We start from the raw sequence: 18,125 nt of genomic DNA, 5'->3' as shown, positions 1-18,125 counted from the left end.
CCGCGGTGGGCGCGGGCGGTGCCGGTCATCGCCGTCGCGATGGGGGTCCCCCCGCGCGAGCGGATTCGAGAGTGGGGGAGGCTGCCGCCGTCCGTGTAGGCCGCGGTGAAGGCGGCGGGGCGGCCGTCGACGACCGCGACGGTGGTCAGGGCGAGGTCCAGCAGCGGGTGCCGCCAGGTCTCCGTGAGCCATGCCTCGTAGTCGGCCAACGCCGTGCCGACGTCGCCCGGTTCGTCCGTCGTCGTCTCCGCGTCCAGCTCGAACAGGGGGCGGGGGTCGTCCGCGTAGTCGGCGGCGGGGCGCAGTTCGACGCCCGGGGGAGGGGGCTGGAGCGGGGGCAGGCCGCCGTCGGCCAGGTCCAGGCGGAGGAAGTGGGCCGAGCGCCCGGCGCGGTAGCCGCGCCGTTCGGCGAAGGCCCGGTTGCCCGGCGCGTCCAGCACCCAGGCCAGCAGCCGCGTCGCTCCCTCGGCCGTCAGGTACTCCTCGGCCGCCCGTACCAGCAGCCCGCCGGCGCCGCGCCGCGGCCGGTCCGGACGTACGTAGATGTTGAGGTACGCCTGTCCCGGCTCCGGGCTCTCGTGGACCAGGCCGACCTGGGCCGTGCCGATCACCTCGCCGTCCTCCTCGGCGACCAGGGAGCGGGCCCGGGTGTCCGGGTGGGTGTGGGTGAGGTGGTGGACGACGGCGTCCGGCGTCCAGAGGACGAACGGCAGGGCCAGGTGGCGGACGAGGGCGAACTCCTCGACGTCCGACCGGACATCGGGGCGCAGATCACGTACGGAGACGGTCATGTGCGCGCACGCTACGGCGGGACACGGTCGGCCGCCTCTCATTTTCCGCCGGGTACGGGACAATCGTGCCGTGACCCTGAAGATCCACATCGACGACGGTGCGGCGCCCTACGAGCAGGTGCGCGCGCAGATCTCCGAGCAGGCCCGGGAGGGTGTGCTGCCGGTCGGGTACCGGCTGCCCACCGTGCGTGGTCTGGCCGAGTCCCTGGGGCTGGCCGCGAACACGGTGGCCAAGGCGTACCGGGCGCTGGAGGCGGACGGGGTGATCGAGACGCGGGGGCGCAACGGGACGTTCGTCGCCGCGGCGGGGGCGGCGGCGGAGCGGGAGCTGGCCGCGGCGGCGCAGGAGTTCGCCGCGCGGGCCCGGCGGCTGGGACAGACGCAGGACGAGGCGCTGGCGGCGGTGCGGGACGCCCTGCGGGCGGCGTTCACCGGTTGAGCGCCGCACAGGCGTACGCGCGGATGAACGCGCGAATGTGCGAAGTGAACGCGCGGACGAACCGGGTCAGGGCGTCGGCAGGCGCTCCGGTACGCGGGTGACCCGCAGCCCCGCCGTCCCCGCCAGCCGCGCGAACGCCACCGCGTCCCGGACGGCCGCCGCGTGCGGGTCGTTGTTGAAGTAGGCGTACACGTCCGCCTCCGGAGGCCAGGTCGCCGCGATCCGGCGGACCCAGGCCGCCAGGGCACGCCGGCCGTAGCGCGGCCAGGACGCCGCCCGTCCCTGGTGGAAGCGGACGTACCCCCAGCCGGCCGTGCGCCACAGCGGGGTCACCGGGCGGGACAGCACGTCGGCCCAGCACAGCGCGGCGCCCCGGGAGCGCAGTACCTCGCCCACCTCCGGCGTCCACCAGGAGTCGTGCCGGGGTTCCACGGCCACCCGGGTGCCGGCCGGGAAACGGGCGAGGCAGGCGTCCAGCAGCGCGGGGTCGGCGCGCAGGGTGGGCGGCAGCTGGAGGAGGACCGGGCCGAGGCGGTCGCCGAGCCCGGCGGCGCGGCTCATCAGCCGGTGCACCGGCTCCTCCGGCTCCCGCAGCCGCTTGACGTGGGTCAGGAACCGGCTCGCCTTCACCGCGACGACGAAGTCCGCCGGGACCCGCTCCCGCCACGCCTCGAAGGTCTCCCGCTCCGGCAGCCGGTAGAAGGCGTTGTTGACCTCGACGGTGGCGAAGCCCGCCGTGTACTCCTCCAGCCACAGCCGCACCGGCAGCCCGGTCGGGTAGAGGACGTCCCGCCAGTCCCGGTACTGCCAGCCGGACGTGCCGACGAACAGGGTCATGACCCCATTACAGGTACAGTCCCGCGTCCGCGCCCTCCCGCGGCTCCGGCAGCGCGGTCGGGGACGTGCCCCGGCGCAGCGCGTACAGCTCCGCCAGCGTCGCGCCCTCGCGGCCGACGCCCTCCTCCGTACCGAGCCAGCCCACCGCCTCCGACCGGGTGAGCGGGCCCACCTCGATCCGGGCCAGACAGCGCCCGGGGCGGACCACGGCGGGGTGCAGACGCTCCAGGTCCTCGTTGGTCGTCACGCCGACCAGCACGTTGCGGCCCTGGCCGAGCAGGCCGTCGGTGAGGTTGAGCAGCCGGGACAGGGCCTGCCCGGCGGTGTGCTTGGCCTCGCCGCGGATCAGTTCGTCGCAGTCCTCCAGGAGCAGCAGCCGCCAGCGGTCCTTGCCCGCCGGGTCCTCCTCGCCGATGGCGATGTCCATCAGATAGCCGACGTCGGAGAAGAGCCGCTCGGGGTCGAGGACGCAGTCCACCTGGCACCAGTCCCGCCAGGACCGCGCCAGGGTGCGCAGCGCGGAGGTCTTGCCGGTGCCCGGCGGGCCGTGCAGCAGGAGCAGCCGGCCGGCGATGTCGTCGGGGCCGGTCTTCATCAGGCGGTCCATCGCGTCCGCGACCGGCGCCGTGTAGTTGGGCCGCACCTCCTCCCACGTACCGGCGGAGATCTGCCGGGTGGTGCGGTGCGGGCCGCGGCGCGGGGAGACGTACCAGAACCCCATCGTCACGTTCTCCGGCTGCGGTTCCGGTTCGTCGGCCGCGCCGTCGGTGGCCTCGCCGAGGACCTTCTCGGCCAGGTCGGCGCTGGTCGCGGTCACCGTGACGTCGGCGCCCCGGTTCCAGCGGGAGACCAGCAGGGTCCAGCCGTCGCCCTCGGCCAGCGTCGCGCTGCGGTCGCCGTCGCGGGCGGCGCGCAGCACCTTCGCGCCGGGCGGCAGCAGCGTCGCGCCGGAGCGCACCCGGTCGATGTTGGCCGCGTGCGAGTAAGGCTGCTCGCCCGTCGCGAAGCGGCCGAGGAACAGCGCGTCGACGACGTCGGTCGGGGAGTCGCTGTCGTCGACGTGGAGCCGGATCGGCAGCGCGTCGTGCGGGTTGACTGACATGCCGCCATGATCCGGCACGGGGGCGGCGCGTGCACCCGGTTTCCCGGCGGACGCGCCGCCCCGGTGCTCAGCGGTCCGCGCCGGCGAAGGACCTCCCGCGCACCTGCCGCGCCCGGCGGACCACCGCGTACCCCTTGGTGAGCGCCCGGTCCCGGGCGAAGGTACGGGCGATCGCCCGGCCCTCGACCAGCCGCGCGAACTCCTCCGCCCCGGTGCTGCGGCGCACCGTCACCCGGCGCAGGGCGTACGGCCCCTGGGCACGCCGGGCCAGCCCGTTGCCCACCGCCAGCGCCTGCGCGTACCCCGTCTCGCGCACCGCCGCCCGCACCCGGCGGTCGGAGTAGCCGTAGGGGTAGGCGAAGGAGACCGGCGCCGTGCCGACCTGGTCGGTGACGATCTCCTTGCAGTGGATCAGCTCGTGCCGCAGGTCCCCGGCGTGCAGCTGGTCGAGCTGCGGGTGGGTGTGGCTGTGCCCGCCGATCTCCACGCCCGCGTCCGCCAGTTGGCGCACCTGGTCCCAGTCGAGCATGGTGTCCAGGGCGTCCCCGGTGTCGTACGGGCCGCGCAGCCAGCCGGTGGAGACGAACAGCGTGGCCGGGAAGCCGTGCTTGGCCAGCACCGGCAGGGCGTGGCGGTGCACGCCCTCGTAGCCGTCGTCGAAGGTGACGAGCACCGGCCGGGCGGGCAGCGGGCGACCGGAGCGCCAGGCCGCGGCCAGCTCGGCGGTGGTGAGGGGAGTGAGCCCGCGGTCCGCCACCACCGCCATCTGCTCCGCGAACGCCTCCGGGGTCACCGACAGCGCGCGCGTCGCGTCGTTCGGTTCGGCGGCGACGGCGTGGTACATGAGGATCGGCACGCGCGGATCAGCCATGTGCGCCACCTCCGACCGGCACCAGCGCGTCAGTCACGGCCGCCACCTCCCATCGCCACCGCGCGTCAGTCACGGCCGTCACCCCCGATCGGCACCCGTGCGTCAGTCACGGCCGTCACCCCCGATCGGTACCGCCCGTCACCCCCGATCGGCACCCGCGCGTCAGTCACGGCCGTCACCCCCGATCGGCGCCGACGAGAACGTCACCGCGCCCCGCCGCGCCCGCAGGCTGCCCACCAGGTAACCGCCCGCCGCCGTGAGCACCCCGGCGACGATCGCGCCCGCCCGGCCCGCGCCGCCCGGCCGGGCCAGCGCCGCGTCCCGCAGTCCGCGCACCACCCCGGCGGGCAGTACGCGGGAGGCGTACCGCCGCTCCGACTCCAGCCCCTTGTCCGCGCCGACGCTGCGCGCCACCAGCGCCTTGGACAGGCCCTCGGCGTAGGTGCGGGTGCGGAAGTAGGCGAAGTGTTCGCGGGGGGCGGGCACCCGGTGGTGGATGACCGCCCGGTCGTCGATCAGCAGCACGGCGTCCGGCCGGGCCCGGGTGAGCCGGATGCACAGCTCCGTCTCCTCGCAGCCCAGCGGGCGTTTGTCGCCGTCCCGTCCGATGCCGGTGGCGAAACCGCCCGCCGCGTCGAACGCCTCGCGCCGGAAGGAGGCGTTGCCGCCGAGGACGTTGCGCACCCGGACCCGGCCGGGCGGCAGGCCGCGGTAGGTGCAGCCCACCACCCAGTCGAACTCCTCGGGGAACCAGACGGGCCGGCGCCCCGACGCCCAGACCGGCACCGTGCGCCCGCCGACCGCCATGACGCTCGGGTCGTCGTACGCCCCGGCGAAGTGCAGCAGCCAGTCGCGCTCGGCCACGGCGTCGTCGTCGAGGAAGGCGATCACCCCGCCGCGCGCGGCGGCGATGCCGGTGTTGCGGCCCGCGGACAGCCCGCGGGGGCCCGCGTTGGCGAGCACCCGCACGTCCTCGGCTTCCTTGTACTCCTGGCCCAGCCGGTCCCGCAGCGCCTCGTTGTGGTCGACGACCAGCAGCGTCTCCAGGGCCGGCCGGGACTGCGCCCGCACCGAGGCGACCGCCGCGAGGATGTCCTCCCAGCGGTCCTCGGTGTAGGCGCAGATCACCACGGAGATGTCCGGAGTGCTCACACCTTCCCCCGGACCGCGCCCAGCACCGGCGACCGGTCGCGGCTGCCGCGCAGCTCGCGCCGGTTGGAGCGCTCCTGGAGGATGACTCTCAGCACCCGCAGCCCGTCCCGCACCGCCCGCAGGTTGCTGACGCCGTGGATGCGCAGGTACTCGTGGCTGGGTATCTCCTGGACCTTCAGGCCGGCCTTGACGACCCGGATGTTCATCAGGGTCTCGACCTCGAAGCCGGTGCAGTCCAGCTCGATCTTGTCCAGGCAGTGCCGCCAGAACGCGTTGTAGCCGTAGCACAGGTCGGTGTAGCGGGCGCCGAACTTGCGGTTGACGACCGCGCACAGCGCGGCGTTGCCCATCTTGCGGATGAAGGTCATGTCGTCGGTGCCGCCGCCGTTGGCGAAACGGGAGCCCTTGGCGAAGTCGGCACCGGAGACGAGGGCGGAGACGTAACTGACGATCTCCTGTCCGTCGGCCGAGCCGTCGGCGTCGACCATCACGATGATGTCGCCGGTGCACGCCTGGAAGCCGGTGATCAGCGCGTCCCCCTTGCCCTTGCCGTGCTGCTCCACCACCTTGACGTCAGGCCACAGTTCACGGGCGACGGCGACGGTGTCGTCGGTGGAGTTGCCGTCCACCAGGACGACCTCGTGTATCCAGTCGGGCAGTGTCTTGAAGACGTACGGCAGGTTCTCCGCCTCGTTCATCGCCGGTATGACCACGCTCACCGGCGGCGCGATGGCCAGATGCGAGGAGATCGGCCGGTACTTCGTGGCGCCCGTCGGGTCGTTGCCGGTGGCCGGCGGCTGCAGAACTGAGCTCATGAGTCTGGTCCCTCTCGTCCGGCGGACCGCCCGCCCCGGGGGCGGTCCGGCTGTGTGTCCGGTTCGAAAGGGGGGTTGGTCCCACCCACGGCACGGCGTCCACAACGCTCCGTGCACGCCAGTGAGCTGGCGAAACTGGCCGGCCCCGGAAAACGGCAGCCGACCGCGCGGCACGACCGGCTCGGCTGGTGGATCGGTCACCGAGCACGGCACCCCCCTACCGCGCCCCGCCCGGACCGTCGCGGTCTTGAGCCCTCCCCTGGCCGCTTGCTGACGGTACCGATGCGGGTGAGATGTATGACGGTATTGACGATTGAACCCGTATGGCAAGGCCTGGAACGAGCCCTCACGTTTTTGTTGGTTTGCCTGTCATGCAGCGGCCTCAATGTCGCGCAGACCGGCGTAAATCGTCAAGACGGCCTCCTGTCGGCACCTCGTTCGGGTCATTTTTGGCATGAGCACTTCCTGTCAACACGCGTAGCTGTTACCACGGTTGTGGCAGAGAACCTGCTGAGAACCTGCTAAAGGGAGGTTCCATGAGACGTTCCCGACTTGTCGGATACCTGAGTTCCGTACTCCTCGCCGTCTGCGCCGGCCTCACCGGGGCGGCCACCGCGCAGGCCTCCGAATCGGCCGCCGCCACCGGCTACGTGGCCCTCGGCGACTCCTACTCCTCCGGCGTGGGGGCCGGCAGCTACACCGCCGAGAGCGGCGACTGCAAGCGCAGCACCCTGGCCCACCCCCAGCTCTGGGCCGACGCCAACTCACCCTCGTCCTTCGACTTCACCGCCTGCTCCGGCGCCCGTACGGGTGATGTCGTCGCCGGACAGCTCGGTCCCCTCAGCTCCGCCACCGGCCTGGTCACCATCAGCGTCGGCGGCAACGACGCCGGTTTCGCCGACGTCATGACGACCTGTGTGCTCCAGTCCGACAGCAGCTGCCTCTCGCGGATCGCCACCGCGCGGGCCTACGTCGACTCCACGCTGCCCGCCAACCTGAACAGCGTCTACTCCGCGATCCGCGGCAAGGCCCCCAACGCCCATGTCGTGGTCCTCGGTTACCCCCGCTTCTACCGGCTCGGCACCACCTGCCTCGGCCTGTCCGAGACCAAACGGAAGGCGATCAACGACGCCTCCGAGCACCTGAACACCGTGATCTCCCAGCGCGCCGCCGCGTACGGCTACACCTTCGCCGACGTCCGCACCACCTTCACCGGCCACGAGATCTGCTCCGGCAGTTCCTGGCTGCACAGCGTCAACTGGCTCAACATCGGCGAGTCCTACCACCCGACGGCCGCGGGCCAGTCGGGCGGCTACCTGCCGGCCCTGAACAGCGCCGCCTGATCCGTCGCCCCGTCAGCGGCCGTACGGAGAAGCGGAAGGCGAGGGGGAGGTCCCGTGCGTCGGGGTCTCCCCCTCGCACGTCACCGAGAACGGCACCGGGTCCGAGGCGGCGTCCACCGGCTCCCGCACCTCCACGCCGATCTCGCTCTCGACCGTGCCGCTCCCGCCGTAGGCCGTCACGACCACCGAGTCCTGCCGCTCCCGGTCACCGCCCGCCGGGAAGGACAGCGTCTTCCAGCCGTGCCCGGACAGCGCGCCGTCCGGCGTCACCCAGCGGTAGACGACCTCCGCCGGCAGCCGCTCCACCCGGAACGTCGCCGTGAACGCCGGCGCCTCCGCCTCGGGCGGTGGGCAGGCCCCCGCGTACTCGGTGCGCGAGCCCGTCACCCCGACCTCGACCGACTGCGGCGGCGCGGACGAGGTCTCCGGACCGCCGTCGTCGCCGTTGCCGTTCCCGCCGGTCCCAGTGGTCGGGGCGGGCCCGGCCCCGCCGGTCTCCGAGGCCTCCGGCGAACTCGCCCGAGTCCCCCCGCCCGGCCCCTGGGACGCCCCCGCCTTCCCGCCGCCGTCGTCATCGTCCCGGTCCAGCAGCGCGTACGTCAGCCCCGCCAGCGCCAGTACGAGCACGGCGAGCCCGGCGACCAGCGCGACGGCCGCGCGGCGGCGGGCCGGGGCGTCGCTCGTGGCCGTGCCGTCGCTCGTGGCCGTGCCGTCGGGACCCGGTGCCGGTGCGGCCGACGTGGCGGGCGGCGGTGGTCCGAACGCCGAGGAAGCCGCGACCGTCGGCGTGTACGAGGGGACGACCGGCACCGTCTCCGTGCCCGGAACGCCGCCCGCGGCGACCGTCCGCAGGTCCCGTTCGGCCCGGTCGGCGGGCAGCCGCTCGGCCGGGTCCTTGCGCAGCAGCCCCTCGATGACGGGGGCCAGCGGCCCGGCCCGGCGCGGCGGCGGCGCCTCCTCGTCCACGATGGCGCGCAGGGTGCTCAGCGGCGTGTCCTGCCGGAACGGCGAGAAGCCCTCGACCGCCGCGTACAGCAGCACGCCCAGCGACCACAGGTCGGACTCCGGGCCCGGCGTGCGGCCCAGCGCCCGCTCCGGGGCGAGGAACTCCGGGGAGCCGACGACCTCTCCGGTCATCGTCAGCGCGGGGGTGCCCTCGACCACGGCGATCCCGAAGTCGGTGAGCACCACCCGCCCGTCGTTCGCCAGCAGCACGTTGCCCGGTTTCACGTCCCGGTGCAGCACTCCCGCCTCGTGCGCGGCCCGCAGCGCGGCCAGCACCTCGGCGCCGACGCCCGCGGCCCGCCGGGGAGCCAGCGGCCCCTCGGCCTCCAGCAGATCGGCCAGGGACAGGCCGCGGACCAGTTCCATCACGATCCAGGGCCGGCCGTCGTCGGTGGCCACGTCGTAGACGGTGACCACGTCGGGATGGTCGACGCGCGCGGCGGCCCACGCCTCCCGCTCCAGCCGGGTGTACATCCGCTCCACGTCACCGGCCGGCAGACCGGCCGGGGCGCGCACCTCCTTGACGGCGACCTCGCGGCGCAGCACCTCGTCGCGGGCGCGCCACACGGTCCCCATGCCGCCCTCGCCGAGCGGGGACAGGAGACGGTAGCGGCCGGCGATCACACGCTCGCCGCCGGGTTCCTCGAACACCGGCGCCCCCTATGAGTCTCGTACGAGTCTCGCGCGTCTCGTGTGATGTCTGCCCAGAAGCGGCGCGGACAAATGCCGTTGGCGGTTCTTCGCCGCTGTCCCGTCTCCGTCCGGCCGGCGAGGGGCGCGCGGTCGTGACGCCGAGTGGACGGGACGCTCCGCCGGGCGACCGCGTGCATCGGCCGGGGCTCGTGCGCCCCGGCACGCAACCACGCTCCCTGGGGCTCTCCGGCGGCGACACGCCCGCCGCGCCCGCGACCTCGGCCGATCCGCGTCAGCACGGGCCGTGACCGTGGGACCCGGGGGGCGGCTCCCCCCGGCGCACCGGCCGCCCGATTGTCCAACTCACCCTGGAAACGGTCGGATTCGAAGAGTAATCGGCAACGCCCTTGTGGGGTAGGAGACTCCTGCGACCGCGATACACGAGAGCCTCGCGGGGGAGATAGGGTTAGCCTGCCCGGGCCGGGTGGACTCGTTACGGGTGGGGAGTGACATGGAACAGATAACAGTGCGCAGCAGGGCCAGGGTCCCTGCGATCACCTGCGGGAGCAGCGCGACCAGTTCGCGTCTGGACCGCCATCTCGCGGTGCTCGGCGGTCCCGCCGTGCCCCAGCGCGAGACGGTCGAGGCGGCCTCGCTGATGCGGGAGCTGATCGCGCGGGAGCCCGCGCGTGAGCACAGCGCCAGGCGTGCCCGGGTCCGCCGGGTCTCGCTCTTCGCGCCACTGCGCCGACTGCGTCGTTCGCTGTTCGGCGGCAGCTGAAGCCCGCGCTCGAACGGTCACACCACCCGGCGTCGCGCACCCGTCGTCCGCCATCCCCACGGCACGCGGCGTCGCTCCGGTGTGTTCCCGAGCGCGGGCCCTCCCGTTCCCACCCCGAGGCCGACTCCGTCCACCGGCACGAGAAGTTCTCCTCCCGCGGTCCCCGACCGGCCCCCGGTCCTGTCTGAGGCGGACGTCTCAGCGCTCGCCGCGCGCGTACCGGCGCACGGCGAGCGGCACGAAGACCGCCAGCAGCACCGCGCACCACGCCAGTGACCCCGCGACCGGGTGCGCCACCGGCCAGGCGGCGCCCTCGGGCACGGGGGCGTTGCCGAACAGGTCCCGCAGGGCCGTCGTCACCGCGCTGATCGGGTTCCACTCGGCGACCGTCCGCAGACCGTCCGGCAGCCCCTCGGCCGGGATGTAGGCGCTGGACAGCAGCGGCAGCAGGAAGGTCGCGCCGCCGAGCTGGCCTGCCGCCTCCTCGTTCCGGGTGAGCAGGCCCAGGAAGATCCCGGCCCACACACACGCGAACCGGAACAGCAGCAACAGCGCGAGCGCGCCCGCCGCGCCGAGCGCGCTCCCCTCCACCCGCCAGCCCACCGCGAGCCCCACCAGCAGGAACGGGACCGTCCCGGCGGCCGTCACCGCCACGTCCGCGACCGCCTGGGCCAGCGGCACCGCCGCCCGGCTCACCGGCAGGGTGCGCAGCCGGTCGGTCACGCCCCGGTGGGTGTCCTGGGCCGCCTGGAACATGCCGGTCATGACCCCGCCCGCCGCCGTGGCCACCAGCAGCCCCGGCACCAGGAACGACCGGTACGCGGCGCCCGGCACCGCCAGCGCGCTGCCGAAGACGTAGCCGAAGAACAGCAGCATGGAGACGGGCATCGTCTGGGTGAGGATCAGCAGGCCGGGGTTGTTCCGCATCCGGCGCAGCTGCCGGCCCAGCAGGGCGGTGCCGTCGTACGTCAGGGTGCTCATGCCGTGATCTCCTCGATCTCCTTCTCGGTGCCGCCGGTCAGGCGCAGGAAGACGTCGTCCAGGGTGGGCGGGCGCAGGCTCACGTCGGCCAGCGGCACGCCCGCCGCGTCCAGTGCCCGCACCAGGCGGGGCAGGGTCAGGGTCGGGTCGGTGCTGACCGCGCCGACGGCCAGCCGTTCGTGATCCAGGACGGGTACACCGCCCGTGAGGTGGTCGAGGACGGCCGCCGCCCCGGCCATCGCGTCCGGGCCCGTGACGACCGCCTCCGCGTGCGCCCCGACCAGCGCCTTCAGCTCGGCGGGCGACCCGGTGTGCGCCGCCCGGCCCCGGTCCACCAGGACGATGTCGTCGGCGAGCCGGTCCGCCTCCTCCAGGTACTGCGTGGTGAGCAGCACGGTCGTGCCCTCCTCGCGCAGGGCGCGCACCGCCTCCCAGACGCGGCCCCGGCCGGCCGGGTCGAGGCCGGTGGTCGGCTCGTCCAGGAACAGCACGTCGGGCCGCTGGACCAGGCTCGCCGCCAGGTCCAGGCGGCGGCGCATGCCGCCCGACCAGGTGGACGCCGGCCGGTCGGCGGCCCCGGTCAGCCCGAACCGCTCCAGCAGCGCGTCCGCCCGGCCCGCCGCGTCCCGCACCCGGTGCAGCCGGGCGAACAGGCGCAGGTTCTCCCGGCCGGTCAGGTCCCCGTCGACCGACACGTCCTGACCGGCGACGCCGATCCGGCGCCGCACCGCCGCCGCCTCGCGCACCAGGTCCAGGCCGGCGATCCGCGCCGACCCCGCGTCCGGGCGCAGCAGCGTGGTCAGCAGCCGCACCGCCGTCGTCTTCCCCGCCCCGTTCGGCCCGAGCAGCCCGCACACCGTGCCCTCGGCCACCGCGAGATCCAGCCCGCGCAGCGCGCGCACCTCGCCGAAGCGCTTCTCCAGACCCTCACTAAGTACAGCGTACGTAGTAGTCATGGGCCGACCATAGCGCACTACGTACGGTGTACGTAACTAAGATGGTGGCCGAGGTGATGACCGATGGCGGGCCGAGCGGCCGTACCCGAAGTGATCTGGGCGCGCCCCGAGCGCACCGGCCGCGGACCGAGGCCCGGCCACACCCGCGCCGACATCGCGGCCGCCGCGGTCCGGCTCGCGGACGCCGGGGGACTGGACGCGGTCTCCATGCGGCACGTCGCGGCCGAGCTGGGCTGCGGCACCATGTCGCTGTACAACTACGTCCCCCGCAAGGAGGACCTGCACGAGCTGATGGTGGACGCCGTCAGTGGTGAGCACGTGCGGTGGGAGCCGACGGGGGACTGGCGGGCGGACATGTTCCGCGTCGCGCGCGACACCCGGGCGCTGATGCACGCCCACCCCTGGCTGCCGCGCCTGATGTCCCCGGTCTACGGCTTCAGCCCCAACGCCCTGCGCTACCTGGAGCACTGCCTGGCCTGCCTGGACCCGCTGGAGGAGTCCTACGGCACCAAGATGCAGCTGATCGCGCTGGTGAACGGCGTGGTGACGACCTACGTCAGCAACGAACTGGCCACCGCCGAGCGCACCCGCTCCCTGCCCTGGTCCCCCGAGGAGGAGCAGCGGGTACGGATCGCCTACCTCGGCTCCCAGATCGCCGGCGGCGCCTATCCGCGGCTGGCGGCGGCCTTCACCGAGGACGCCGGGCCGATCGACCTGGAGGCGGTGTTCGAGGAAGCGCTGCGGCGGGTGCTGAACGGGTTCGGGTGACCTCCGCAGCGCCTCACAGGAGGGCGAGCTGGCCCTCGGGGCCTTCCTCGCGGCCGTCCAGCACGGAGGCCGGCGCGCGGGCCGGGCGCGGGACCGGGAGGACGCCCGCCGCGCGCAGGTCGCCCGCGGTGACCGGGTCCGTCACGGTGAACCCGGCCCGCTCGGCGCGGACTTCGGCCAGCAGGGCCAGTACGGTGATCAGCTCCAGCAGCTCCGAGGTCCAGGTCTGCGGCCAGCCGGCCGGCCGGATCGCGGACAGCGTGCCCGGCTCGCCCTCGGCGGTGCGCGCCGCGCACCACTGCTCCAGCACCCGTACCCCGCCCGCCTCGAAGTCCCACGCCTCCGGCGGCACCGGGGAGATCCGGCCCTCGTCGAGGTACAGGGCCTCCTCGTCCCGGTCGTAGCGCGGGGCCGGCGGGCGCGGCGGCAGCGGGGCGCGGACGTACGGGCGGCGACCGCCGGGCAGCTTGGGGCGCTCGCCGTCGCGCCGCAGCAGCCACAGCGCGCGGCGGCCCAGCCGGACGCCGCGCTCCCAGAGACCGGGGTCCGAGGTGAGCGGAACCGTCCCGTCCGCGCGCACCGCCGTCAACGCCCAGGCCAGCACGTCCAGCGGGGCGGGCCGGGTGCCCAGCCGGGCCGTGAGGTGGTCCAGCAGGCCCGGGGCCAGGTTCGGTTCCGTGCCGCCGGGGCGGCGGTAGAGCGGGCGGACCCGGCCGGGACCGAACAGCGGGAGCAGCGAGGTGGCCAGCAGCCCGCCCGGAGCGTGGGGAGTGCCGGGCGACTCGACGACGAAGACCTGGTGCGCGTCCGCCACCCGCCACAGCTCGGGGCGGGCCGCGTCGATCAGCCGGTGGTCCGGGATCAGCCACTGCTCGTCGAACGGCGCGCGCAGCACCCGTACCGGCTCCGGGCACGGCCCCGAGGCCCGCTCCAGCCGCTCCGTGCCCGCGGCGACGCCCGGCAACTGCCCGACCGCGGTACGCGGCGAGCGGGCCCGCGTCGGCTCGAACAGGGCCGCGCGATCCGGCCCGTCGGCCTTCATCAGCGCGTCCCAACGGGCCTTCAGGGACGCCGCGTCGGGCGCCGTCGGCCACCCCCGGCCGAGCCGGGGCGGTGCGACGGACCACGGCATGAGGTCCGCCAGCGGCGGAGCGTCGTCGTGCGTCACGCTGGGCATCGTACGACGGCCGCCGCCCGGCTCAGGTGGCGTCCAGGGTGACGCTGAACGAGAAACGGTCGCCCCGGTAGTGGATGACCGCCACGTCCAGGACCCGCCCCATCGGGTCCCGGGTGACGCCCGTGTAGTGCAGGATCGGGCTGAGCAGCGGGACGCCGAGGAGCCGGGCCGTCTCGGGGTCCGCGAGCCGCGCCTCCACCGTGTCCGTGATCCGGCCGATCGCCACGCCCACCACGTCCCGCAGCACCTTCGTCATCGGCAGCCGGACGAGGTCGTCCGGGTCGATACGGGCGGCGAGTTCCGGACGGACCCAGTTGCGGGCGTGGTTGGTCGGCTCGCCGGTCTCCGCGTCGCGGCGCAGCCGGTGGTACGTCGCCACCTCGGCCAGGTCCGGGAAACAGCCGGCGAACCCGGCGGGCACCAGACCGGTCCCGTGCGCCAGCAACTCCCCGCGCATCCCCGACTGCTGGGCCACGATCGCGTCCACCGAGCCGAGCAGCCGCACCGGGGCGGTCCGTACCGCGTGCGGCTCGATGAAGGTGCCGCGCCGGCGGTGCCGGGTGATCAGCCCCTCCTCCTCCAGCTCCTTCAGCGCCTGCCGCATGGTGAGCACGCTGACGCCGTAGTGCCCGGCGAGCTGTTCCTCGGTGGGCAGGCGCAGCGGGTCGTGCGGGGTGCGGCCGAGTATGGAGGCCCGCAGCGACTGCGACACCTGGTACCACAGCGGCAGCTTGCGGTTGAGGACGAGGGAGTCCGGGGCGAAGGCCGTGGACGGCGTGGACCCGGACGGCGTGGACGTGGACGTCATGGACGGAAGTGTCGCTCCAGCCCCCGCCATACGTCGTCGTACCCCTGTTGGAGATGCGGCGCCCCGGCCGCGGCGGGCGTCAGCGTCACCGGCCACCGCGTCTCGAACATGAACGCCAGCCCGTCGTCGACCTTCTGCGGGCGCAGCTCGGCCGCGCTCGCCCGGTCGAACGTCTCCCGGTCCGGACCGTGCGCCGACATCATGGTGTGCAGTGAGCCGCCGCCCGGCACGAAGCCCCCCTCACCGGCGGCCTTGGCGTCGTAGGCGCCCTCGATCAGCCCCATGTACTCGCTCATCACGTTGCGGTGGAAGTACGGCGGCCGGAAGGTGTCCTCACCCACCAGCCAGCGCGGCACGAAGGCCACGAAGTCGACGCCCGCGAGGCCGGGGGTGTCGGACGGGGAGGTGAGCACGGTGAAGACCGACGGGTCGGGGTGGTCGTAGGTGATCGACCCGAGGGCGTTGAAGCGGCGCAGGTCGTAGACGTACGGGACCAGGTTGCCGTGCCAGGCGACGACGTCGAGCGGGGAGTGGTCGTAGACCGCCGTCCAGAGGTTGCCGCAGTACTTGCTGACCACCTCCACCGGGCCCTCGACGTCCTCGTACGCCGCCACGGGGGCGTGGAAGTCCCTCGGGTTCGCGAGCCCGTTGGCGCCGATCGGGCCGAGGTCGGGGAGGCGGAAGGGGGCCCCGTAGTTCTCGCAGACGTAGCCGCGGGCGGTGGCGTCCAGCAGCTCCACGCGGAACCGCACCCCGCGCGGGACCAGCGCGATGTGCCCCGGCTCGGCGGCCAGCACCCCGAACTCCGTGCGCAGCAGCAGGCCGCCGCGCTCCGGGACGATCAGCAGCTCGCCGTCGGCGTCGCTGAACACCCGGTCCATGCCGGCGGTGGCGTGGTAGAGGTGCACGGCCATGCCGGTGCGCTGGGTCGCGTCGCCGTTGCCGCCGAGGGTCCACAGGCCCGCCAGGAAGTCCGTGCCGGCGGGCGGCGCGGGGAGCGGGTCCCAGCGCAGCCGGTTGGGATCGGGGACGGACTCGGTGAACGGCGCGGTGCGCAGCGCGCCGTTGTCCGCGCGGGTGAACGCCGGGTGCGCGGCGGAGGGGCGGATGCGGTACAGCCACGAGCGCCGGTTGTGCGCCCTCGGCTCGGTGAACGCCGTGCCGCTCAGCTGCTCCGCGTACAGGCCGAGCGGGGCCCGCTGCGGCGAGTTCCGGCCCTCCGGCAGGGCGCCCGGCACGGCCTCGGAGCTGTGCTCGTTGCCGAAGCCGGTCAGGTGGGCCAGGCCGGCGGCGGTCTTCCGTGCGTCCGCGCTCATGATCGCTCCCTCGCAGATCCCGTCGCGAGCCGATTCCTCTGTAGAACCGTAGGATTGGGGATCGTCGGTGCGCAAGAGGTCCGCTGGACGACCGGGAACCCGTCCGCCAGGGAGATCCGTCCGGGCGGACACGTGTTCCGCGCCCGCGGTGGCGGGCAGTGGCGTACCTCTGCTGCGTCGACGGCGAACTCGTCGGCCGGCCGCGCGCCCCCGACCACCGGCTTCCCGCCCGCCTCGTCCCTGCCGGGCCCACCCCCCGCTTCCCGGAGTGGCCGGCGCAGTACCGCAGACCCCGGTTCACCGGACCGGGGCGAGCAGGCATCATGAACGGCGTGCCCCACGCGACCTCGCTCCGCCGTGCCCCCGTCCAGCGGCGCAGTGCCGAACGGCTGACCCGGATCCTCGACGCCTGCGCCGACCTCCTCGACGAGGTCGGCTACGAGGAGCTGAGCACCCGCGCCGTCGCCCAGCGGGCGGGGGTCCCCATCGGCTCGGTGTACCGCTTCTTCGGCAACAAGCGGCAGATGGCGGACGCGCTGGCCCAGCGCAACCTGGACCGCTTCGCGCAGCGCGTCACCGAGCGCCTGGAGCGGGCCGGCGACGGCGGCTGGCGCACGGCGCTGGACACGGTCCTCGACGAGTACCTGGCGATGAAGCGGACCGCGCCCGGCTTCTGCCTGGTCGACTTCGGCAACCAGATACCGATCGGCGACCGCCAGGCCGCGCCCAACCACCGCGTCGCCGACCGCCTCACCGACCTGCTGGCCGGCTCCCTCGACCGCCGCCCCGACGACGATCTGCGCCGGGTCTTCCTCATCGCCGTCGAGGCCGCCGACACCCTGGTCCAGCTCGCCTTCCGGGTCGCGCCGGACGGCGACCAGAAGATCATCGACGAGGCCCGGGAACTGCTGCGGGCGTATCTGGCGCGCGTGCTCGACTGATCCCGACGGGGGCCACCACGGCGCAAGCGTCCCGTCCCGGGTCAGGAACGCGCCGGACGGCCCGGCGTCCAGGTTTTCCCGCCACCCCTCCCCGACATGCCTACCGGTCGGTATGCTCGGCCTCGGTCCCATGCCCTGCCAGCGCCCGTGTTCATGCTCATGCCCCGCCCGTGCGCCACCGCCGTCGCCTCCCGGGAGGACCCGTGACCCGCACCGCCCTGCGTATCTGCCCCCTGTGCGAGGCCACCTGCGGCCTGACCCTCACGCTGGACGGCTCCCGTGTCACCGCCGCCCGCGGTGACCGCGACGACGTCTTCAGCCGCGGGTTCATCTGCCCCAAGGGCGCCTCCTTCGGCGCTCTCGACGCCGACCCGGACCGCCTCCGGGCGCCCCTGGTGCGGCGCGGCGGTGAGCTGCGCGAGGCGAGCTGGGAGGAGGCGTTCGCGGCGGTCGCCGACGGCATCCGGCCTCTGGTCGAGCGGTACGGACCGGGGGTCGTCGGCGTCGTCCTCGGCAACCCCAACGTGCACACCGTGGCCGGCGCCCTCTACCCGCCCGTCCTGATCGGCGCCCTCGGCACCCGCGCCGTCTTCACCGCCTCCACGCTCGACCAGATGCCCAAGCACGTCTCCAGCGGCCTGCTCTTCGGCGACGCGAACGCCATCCCCGTGCCCGACCTCGACCGCACCGACCACCTCCTCCTCATCGGCGCCAACCCCGTGGAGTCCAACGGCAGTCTGTGCACCGCCCCCGACTTCCCGGGCCGCCTCAAGGCGCTGCGGGCCCGAGGCGGCACCCTCACCGTCATCGACCCGCGCCGCACCCGCACCGCCAAGCTCGCCGACCGGCACGTCGCGATCCGCCCCGGCACCGACGCGCTGCTGCTGGCCGCCGTCGCCCACGTGCTGTTCGAGGAAGGGCTGACGGACCTCGGCGCCCTCGCTCACCATGTCGAGGGCGTCGACGAACTCCGCGCAGCGCTACGGGACTTCACTCCCGAGTCCGTCGCCCCGGCCTGCGGCGTGGACGCCGCGACGACCCGTGCCCTCGCCCGCGAACTCGCCGCCGCCCCGACCGCCGCCGTCTACGCCCGCATCGGCAGCTGCACCGTCGCCCACGGCACGCTCGCCAGCTGGCTCGTCGACGTCCTCAACGTCCTCACCGGCAACCTCGACCGGCCCGGCGGCGCGCTCTTCCCGCAGGCCGCCACCGACAAGACCCCGCGCCCCGCCGGACCGGGCCGCGGCTTCACGCTCGGCCGCTGGCGCTCCCGGGTGAGCGGACATCCGGAGGCCAAGGGGGAACTGCCTCTCGCGGCACTCGCCGAGGAGATCGACACGGCCGGCGCCGGGGCGGGCATGGTCGTTGCCGGGGGCGATACCGCTGTCGCCGGGGTGGGCACGGTCGTT

The 18,125-nt window shown here is 74.3% G+C and carries 18 protein-coding genes; 6 read left to right on the top strand and 12 right to left on the bottom strand.

What is annotated here, in order from left to right; genetic code table 11:
• A partial coding sequence (locus J7I94_RS34870; RefSeq protein WP_215173858.1) for a GNAT family N-acetyltransferase occupies nucleotides 1-791 on the bottom strand: 791 nt, incomplete at its 3' end.
• Nucleotides 792-861: 70 nt separating this feature from the next.
• Here J7I94_RS34870 and J7I94_RS34865 point away from each other — a divergent pair.
• Complete coding sequence (locus J7I94_RS34865) at nucleotides 862-1,230, top strand: GntR family transcriptional regulator (RefSeq protein WP_215173856.1); 369 nt, start codon at nucleotides 862-864, stop codon at nucleotides 1,228-1,230.
• A gap of 66 nt (nucleotides 1,231-1,296) precedes the next feature.
• Here J7I94_RS34865 and J7I94_RS34860 read toward each other — a convergent pair whose 3' ends face one another.
• From J7I94_RS34860 to J7I94_RS34840, 5 genes are all read right to left on the bottom strand, one after another.
• The gene (locus J7I94_RS34860; protein ID WP_215173854.1) at nucleotides 1,297-2,067 is read right to left on the bottom strand and encodes a DUF72 domain-containing protein; all 771 of its coding nucleotides are present in this window, start codon (nucleotides 2,065-2,067) and stop codon (nucleotides 1,297-1,299) included.
• A gap of 7 nt (nucleotides 2,068-2,074) precedes the next feature.
• Nucleotides 2,075-3,169 (bottom strand): DUF5925 domain-containing protein, encoded by a 1,095-nt coding sequence (locus J7I94_RS34855; protein WP_215173852.1) that lies wholly within the window; start codon nucleotides 3,167-3,169, stop codon nucleotides 2,075-2,077.
• Nucleotides 3,170-3,236: 67 nt separating this feature from the next.
• The gene (locus tag J7I94_RS34850) at nucleotides 3,237-4,040 is read right to left on the bottom strand and encodes a polysaccharide deacetylase family protein (RefSeq protein ID WP_215173850.1); all 804 of its coding nucleotides are present in this window, start codon (nucleotides 4,038-4,040) and stop codon (nucleotides 3,237-3,239) included.
• A gap of 162 nt (nucleotides 4,041-4,202) precedes the next feature.
• Nucleotides 4,203-5,192 carry a glycosyltransferase family 2 protein gene (locus tag J7I94_RS34845; protein WP_215173847.1) on the bottom strand — a complete coding sequence of 330 codons (990 nt, stop codon included), beginning with the start codon at nucleotides 5,190-5,192 and terminating at the stop codon, nucleotides 4,203-4,205.
• Nucleotides 5,189-6,007 (bottom strand): glycosyltransferase family 2 protein, encoded by an 819-nt coding sequence (locus J7I94_RS34840; RefSeq protein WP_215173845.1) that lies wholly within the window; start codon nucleotides 6,005-6,007, stop codon nucleotides 5,189-5,191. The genes J7I94_RS34845 and J7I94_RS34840 overlap by 4 nt, the downstream gene beginning before the upstream one ends.
• Before the next feature lie 536 nt (nucleotides 6,008-6,543).
• Between J7I94_RS34840 and J7I94_RS34835 the strand changes: the two genes are divergently transcribed.
• Nucleotides 6,544-7,350 (top strand): SGNH/GDSL hydrolase family protein, encoded by an 807-nt coding sequence (locus J7I94_RS34835; RefSeq protein ID WP_215173843.1) that lies wholly within the window; start codon nucleotides 6,544-6,546, stop codon nucleotides 7,348-7,350.
• 12 nt (nucleotides 7,351-7,362) lie between these two features.
• On the opposite strand, the gene J7I94_RS34830 is transcribed toward J7I94_RS34835, so the two are convergent.
• A complete protein-coding gene (locus tag J7I94_RS34830) occupies nucleotides 7,363-9,006 on the bottom strand; it encodes a serine/threonine-protein kinase (RefSeq protein ID WP_215173841.1) in 1,644 nt (547 codons plus the stop codon).
• 493 nt (nucleotides 9,007-9,499) lie between these two features.
• On the opposite strand from J7I94_RS34830, the gene J7I94_RS34825 reads away from it, so the two are divergent.
• The gene (locus J7I94_RS34825) at nucleotides 9,500-9,769 is read left to right on the top strand and encodes a hypothetical protein (protein WP_215173839.1); all 270 of its coding nucleotides are present in this window, start codon (nucleotides 9,500-9,502) and stop codon (nucleotides 9,767-9,769) included.
• 198 nt (nucleotides 9,770-9,967) lie between these two features.
• Here J7I94_RS34825 and J7I94_RS34820 read toward each other — a convergent pair whose 3' ends face one another.
• Both J7I94_RS34820 and J7I94_RS34815 read right to left on the bottom strand, forming a co-directional pair.
• Entirely contained in the window at nucleotides 9,968-10,750 is a 783-nt protein-coding gene (locus J7I94_RS34820) for an ABC transporter permease (protein WP_215173837.1), read from the bottom strand.
• Nucleotides 10,747-11,706 carry an ATP-binding cassette domain-containing protein gene (locus J7I94_RS34815; protein ID WP_215173835.1) on the bottom strand — a complete coding sequence of 320 codons (960 nt, stop codon included), beginning with the start codon at nucleotides 11,704-11,706 and terminating at the stop codon, nucleotides 10,747-10,749. The genes J7I94_RS34820 and J7I94_RS34815 overlap by 4 nt, the downstream gene beginning before the upstream one ends.
• Nucleotides 11,707-11,769: 63 nt before the next feature.
• On the opposite strand from J7I94_RS34815, the gene J7I94_RS34810 reads away from it, so the two are divergent.
• Nucleotides 11,770-12,474, top strand: coding sequence for a TetR/AcrR family transcriptional regulator (locus J7I94_RS34810; protein WP_215173833.1), 705 nt, complete (start codon nucleotides 11,770-11,772; stop codon nucleotides 12,472-12,474).
• A 13-nt stretch (nucleotides 12,475-12,487) separates the two neighbouring features.
• On the opposite strand, the gene J7I94_RS34805 is transcribed toward J7I94_RS34810, so the two are convergent.
• Genes J7I94_RS34805 through hmgA form a run of 3 tightly spaced genes read right to left on the bottom strand, consistent with a single transcriptional unit; the run spans nucleotide 12,488 to nucleotide 15,775 of the window.
• On the bottom strand, nucleotides 12,488-13,651 hold the full coding sequence (locus tag J7I94_RS34805) for a type ISP restriction/modification enzyme (protein ID WP_215173831.1): 1,164 nt from the start codon (nucleotides 13,649-13,651) through the stop codon (nucleotides 12,488-12,490).
• Between the two features lie 22 nt (nucleotides 13,652-13,673).
• Nucleotides 13,674-14,459, bottom strand: a complete 786-nt coding sequence (locus J7I94_RS34800) for a GntR family transcriptional regulator (RefSeq protein WP_215173829.1) — start codon at nucleotides 14,457-14,459, stop codon at nucleotides 13,674-13,676.
• Nucleotides 14,456-15,775, bottom strand: a complete 1,320-nt coding sequence (gene hmgA / locus J7I94_RS34795) for a homogentisate 1,2-dioxygenase (protein WP_215173827.1) — start codon at nucleotides 15,773-15,775, stop codon at nucleotides 14,456-14,458. Before hmgA ends, J7I94_RS34800 begins: the two co-directional genes overlap by 4 nt.
• A gap of 323 nt (nucleotides 15,776-16,098) precedes the next feature.
• Between hmgA and J7I94_RS34790 the strand changes: the two genes are divergently transcribed.
• Nucleotides 16,099-16,716, top strand: a complete 618-nt coding sequence (locus J7I94_RS34790; protein WP_215173860.1) for a TetR/AcrR family transcriptional regulator — start codon at nucleotides 16,099-16,101, stop codon at nucleotides 16,714-16,716.
• A gap of 203 nt (nucleotides 16,717-16,919) precedes the next feature.
• Nucleotides 16,920-18,125, top strand: a 1,206-nt coding sequence (locus tag J7I94_RS34785; protein WP_215173825.1) for a molybdopterin-dependent oxidoreductase, incomplete at its 3' end; no start/stop codon positions are given.

It is taken from the genome of Streptomyces sp. ISL-12, assembly GCF_018614415.1.
In the GTDB taxonomy this organism is placed as follows: Bacteria; Actinomycetota; Actinomycetes; order Streptomycetales; family Streptomycetaceae; genus Streptomyces.
The sequence above is the reverse complement of the archived record's forward strand: the minus strand, read 5'-3'. Positions and strand labels throughout refer to the sequence as shown.

What these genes read in the sequence shown, in the direction of transcription:
- J7I94_RS34860 (WP_215173854.1), bottom strand. Translation starts at nt 2,067, where the DNA reads ATGACCCTGTTCGTCGGCACGTCCGGCTGGCAGTACCGGGACTGGCGG.
- J7I94_RS34855 (WP_215173852.1), bottom strand. Translation starts at nt 3,169, where the DNA reads ATGTCAGTCAACCCGCACGACGCGCTGCCGATCCGGCTCCACGTCGAC.
- J7I94_RS34850 (WP_215173850.1), bottom strand. Translation starts at nt 4,040, where the DNA reads ATGGCTGATCCGCGCGTGCCGATCCTCATGTACCACGCCGTCGCCGCC.
- J7I94_RS34840 (WP_215173845.1), bottom strand. Translation starts at nt 6,007, where the DNA reads ATGAGCTCAGTTCTGCAGCCGCCGGCCACCGGCAACGACCCGACGGGC.
- J7I94_RS34835 (WP_215173843.1), top strand. Translation starts at nt 6,544, where the DNA reads ATGAGACGTTCCCGACTTGTCGGATACCTGAGTTCCGTACTCCTCGCC.
- J7I94_RS34825 (WP_215173839.1), top strand. Translation starts at nt 9,500, where the DNA reads ATGGAACAGATAACAGTGCGCAGCAGGGCCAGGGTCCCTGCGATCACC.
- J7I94_RS34820 (WP_215173837.1), bottom strand. Translation starts at nt 10,750, where the DNA reads ATGAGCACCCTGACGTACGACGGCACCGCCCTGCTGGGCCGGCAGCTG.
- J7I94_RS34815 (WP_215173835.1), bottom strand. Translation starts at nt 11,706, where the DNA reads ATGACTACTACGTACGCTGTACTTAGTGAGGGTCTGGAGAAGCGCTTC.
- J7I94_RS34810 (WP_215173833.1), top strand. Translation starts at nt 11,770, where the DNA reads ATGGCGGGCCGAGCGGCCGTACCCGAAGTGATCTGGGCGCGCCCCGAG.
- J7I94_RS34805 (WP_215173831.1), bottom strand. Translation starts at nt 13,651, where the DNA reads ATGCCCAGCGTGACGCACGACGACGCTCCGCCGCTGGCGGACCTCATG.
- J7I94_RS34800 (WP_215173829.1), bottom strand. Translation starts at nt 14,459, where the DNA reads ATGACGTCCACGTCCACGCCGTCCGGGTCCACGCCGTCCACGGCCTTC.
- hmgA (WP_215173827.1), bottom strand. Translation starts at nt 15,775, where the DNA reads ATGAGCGCGGACGCACGGAAGACCGCCGCCGGCCTGGCCCACCTGACC.
- J7I94_RS34790 (WP_215173860.1), top strand. Translation starts at nt 16,099, where the DNA reads ATGAACGGCGTGCCCCACGCGACCTCGCTCCGCCGTGCCCCCGTCCAG.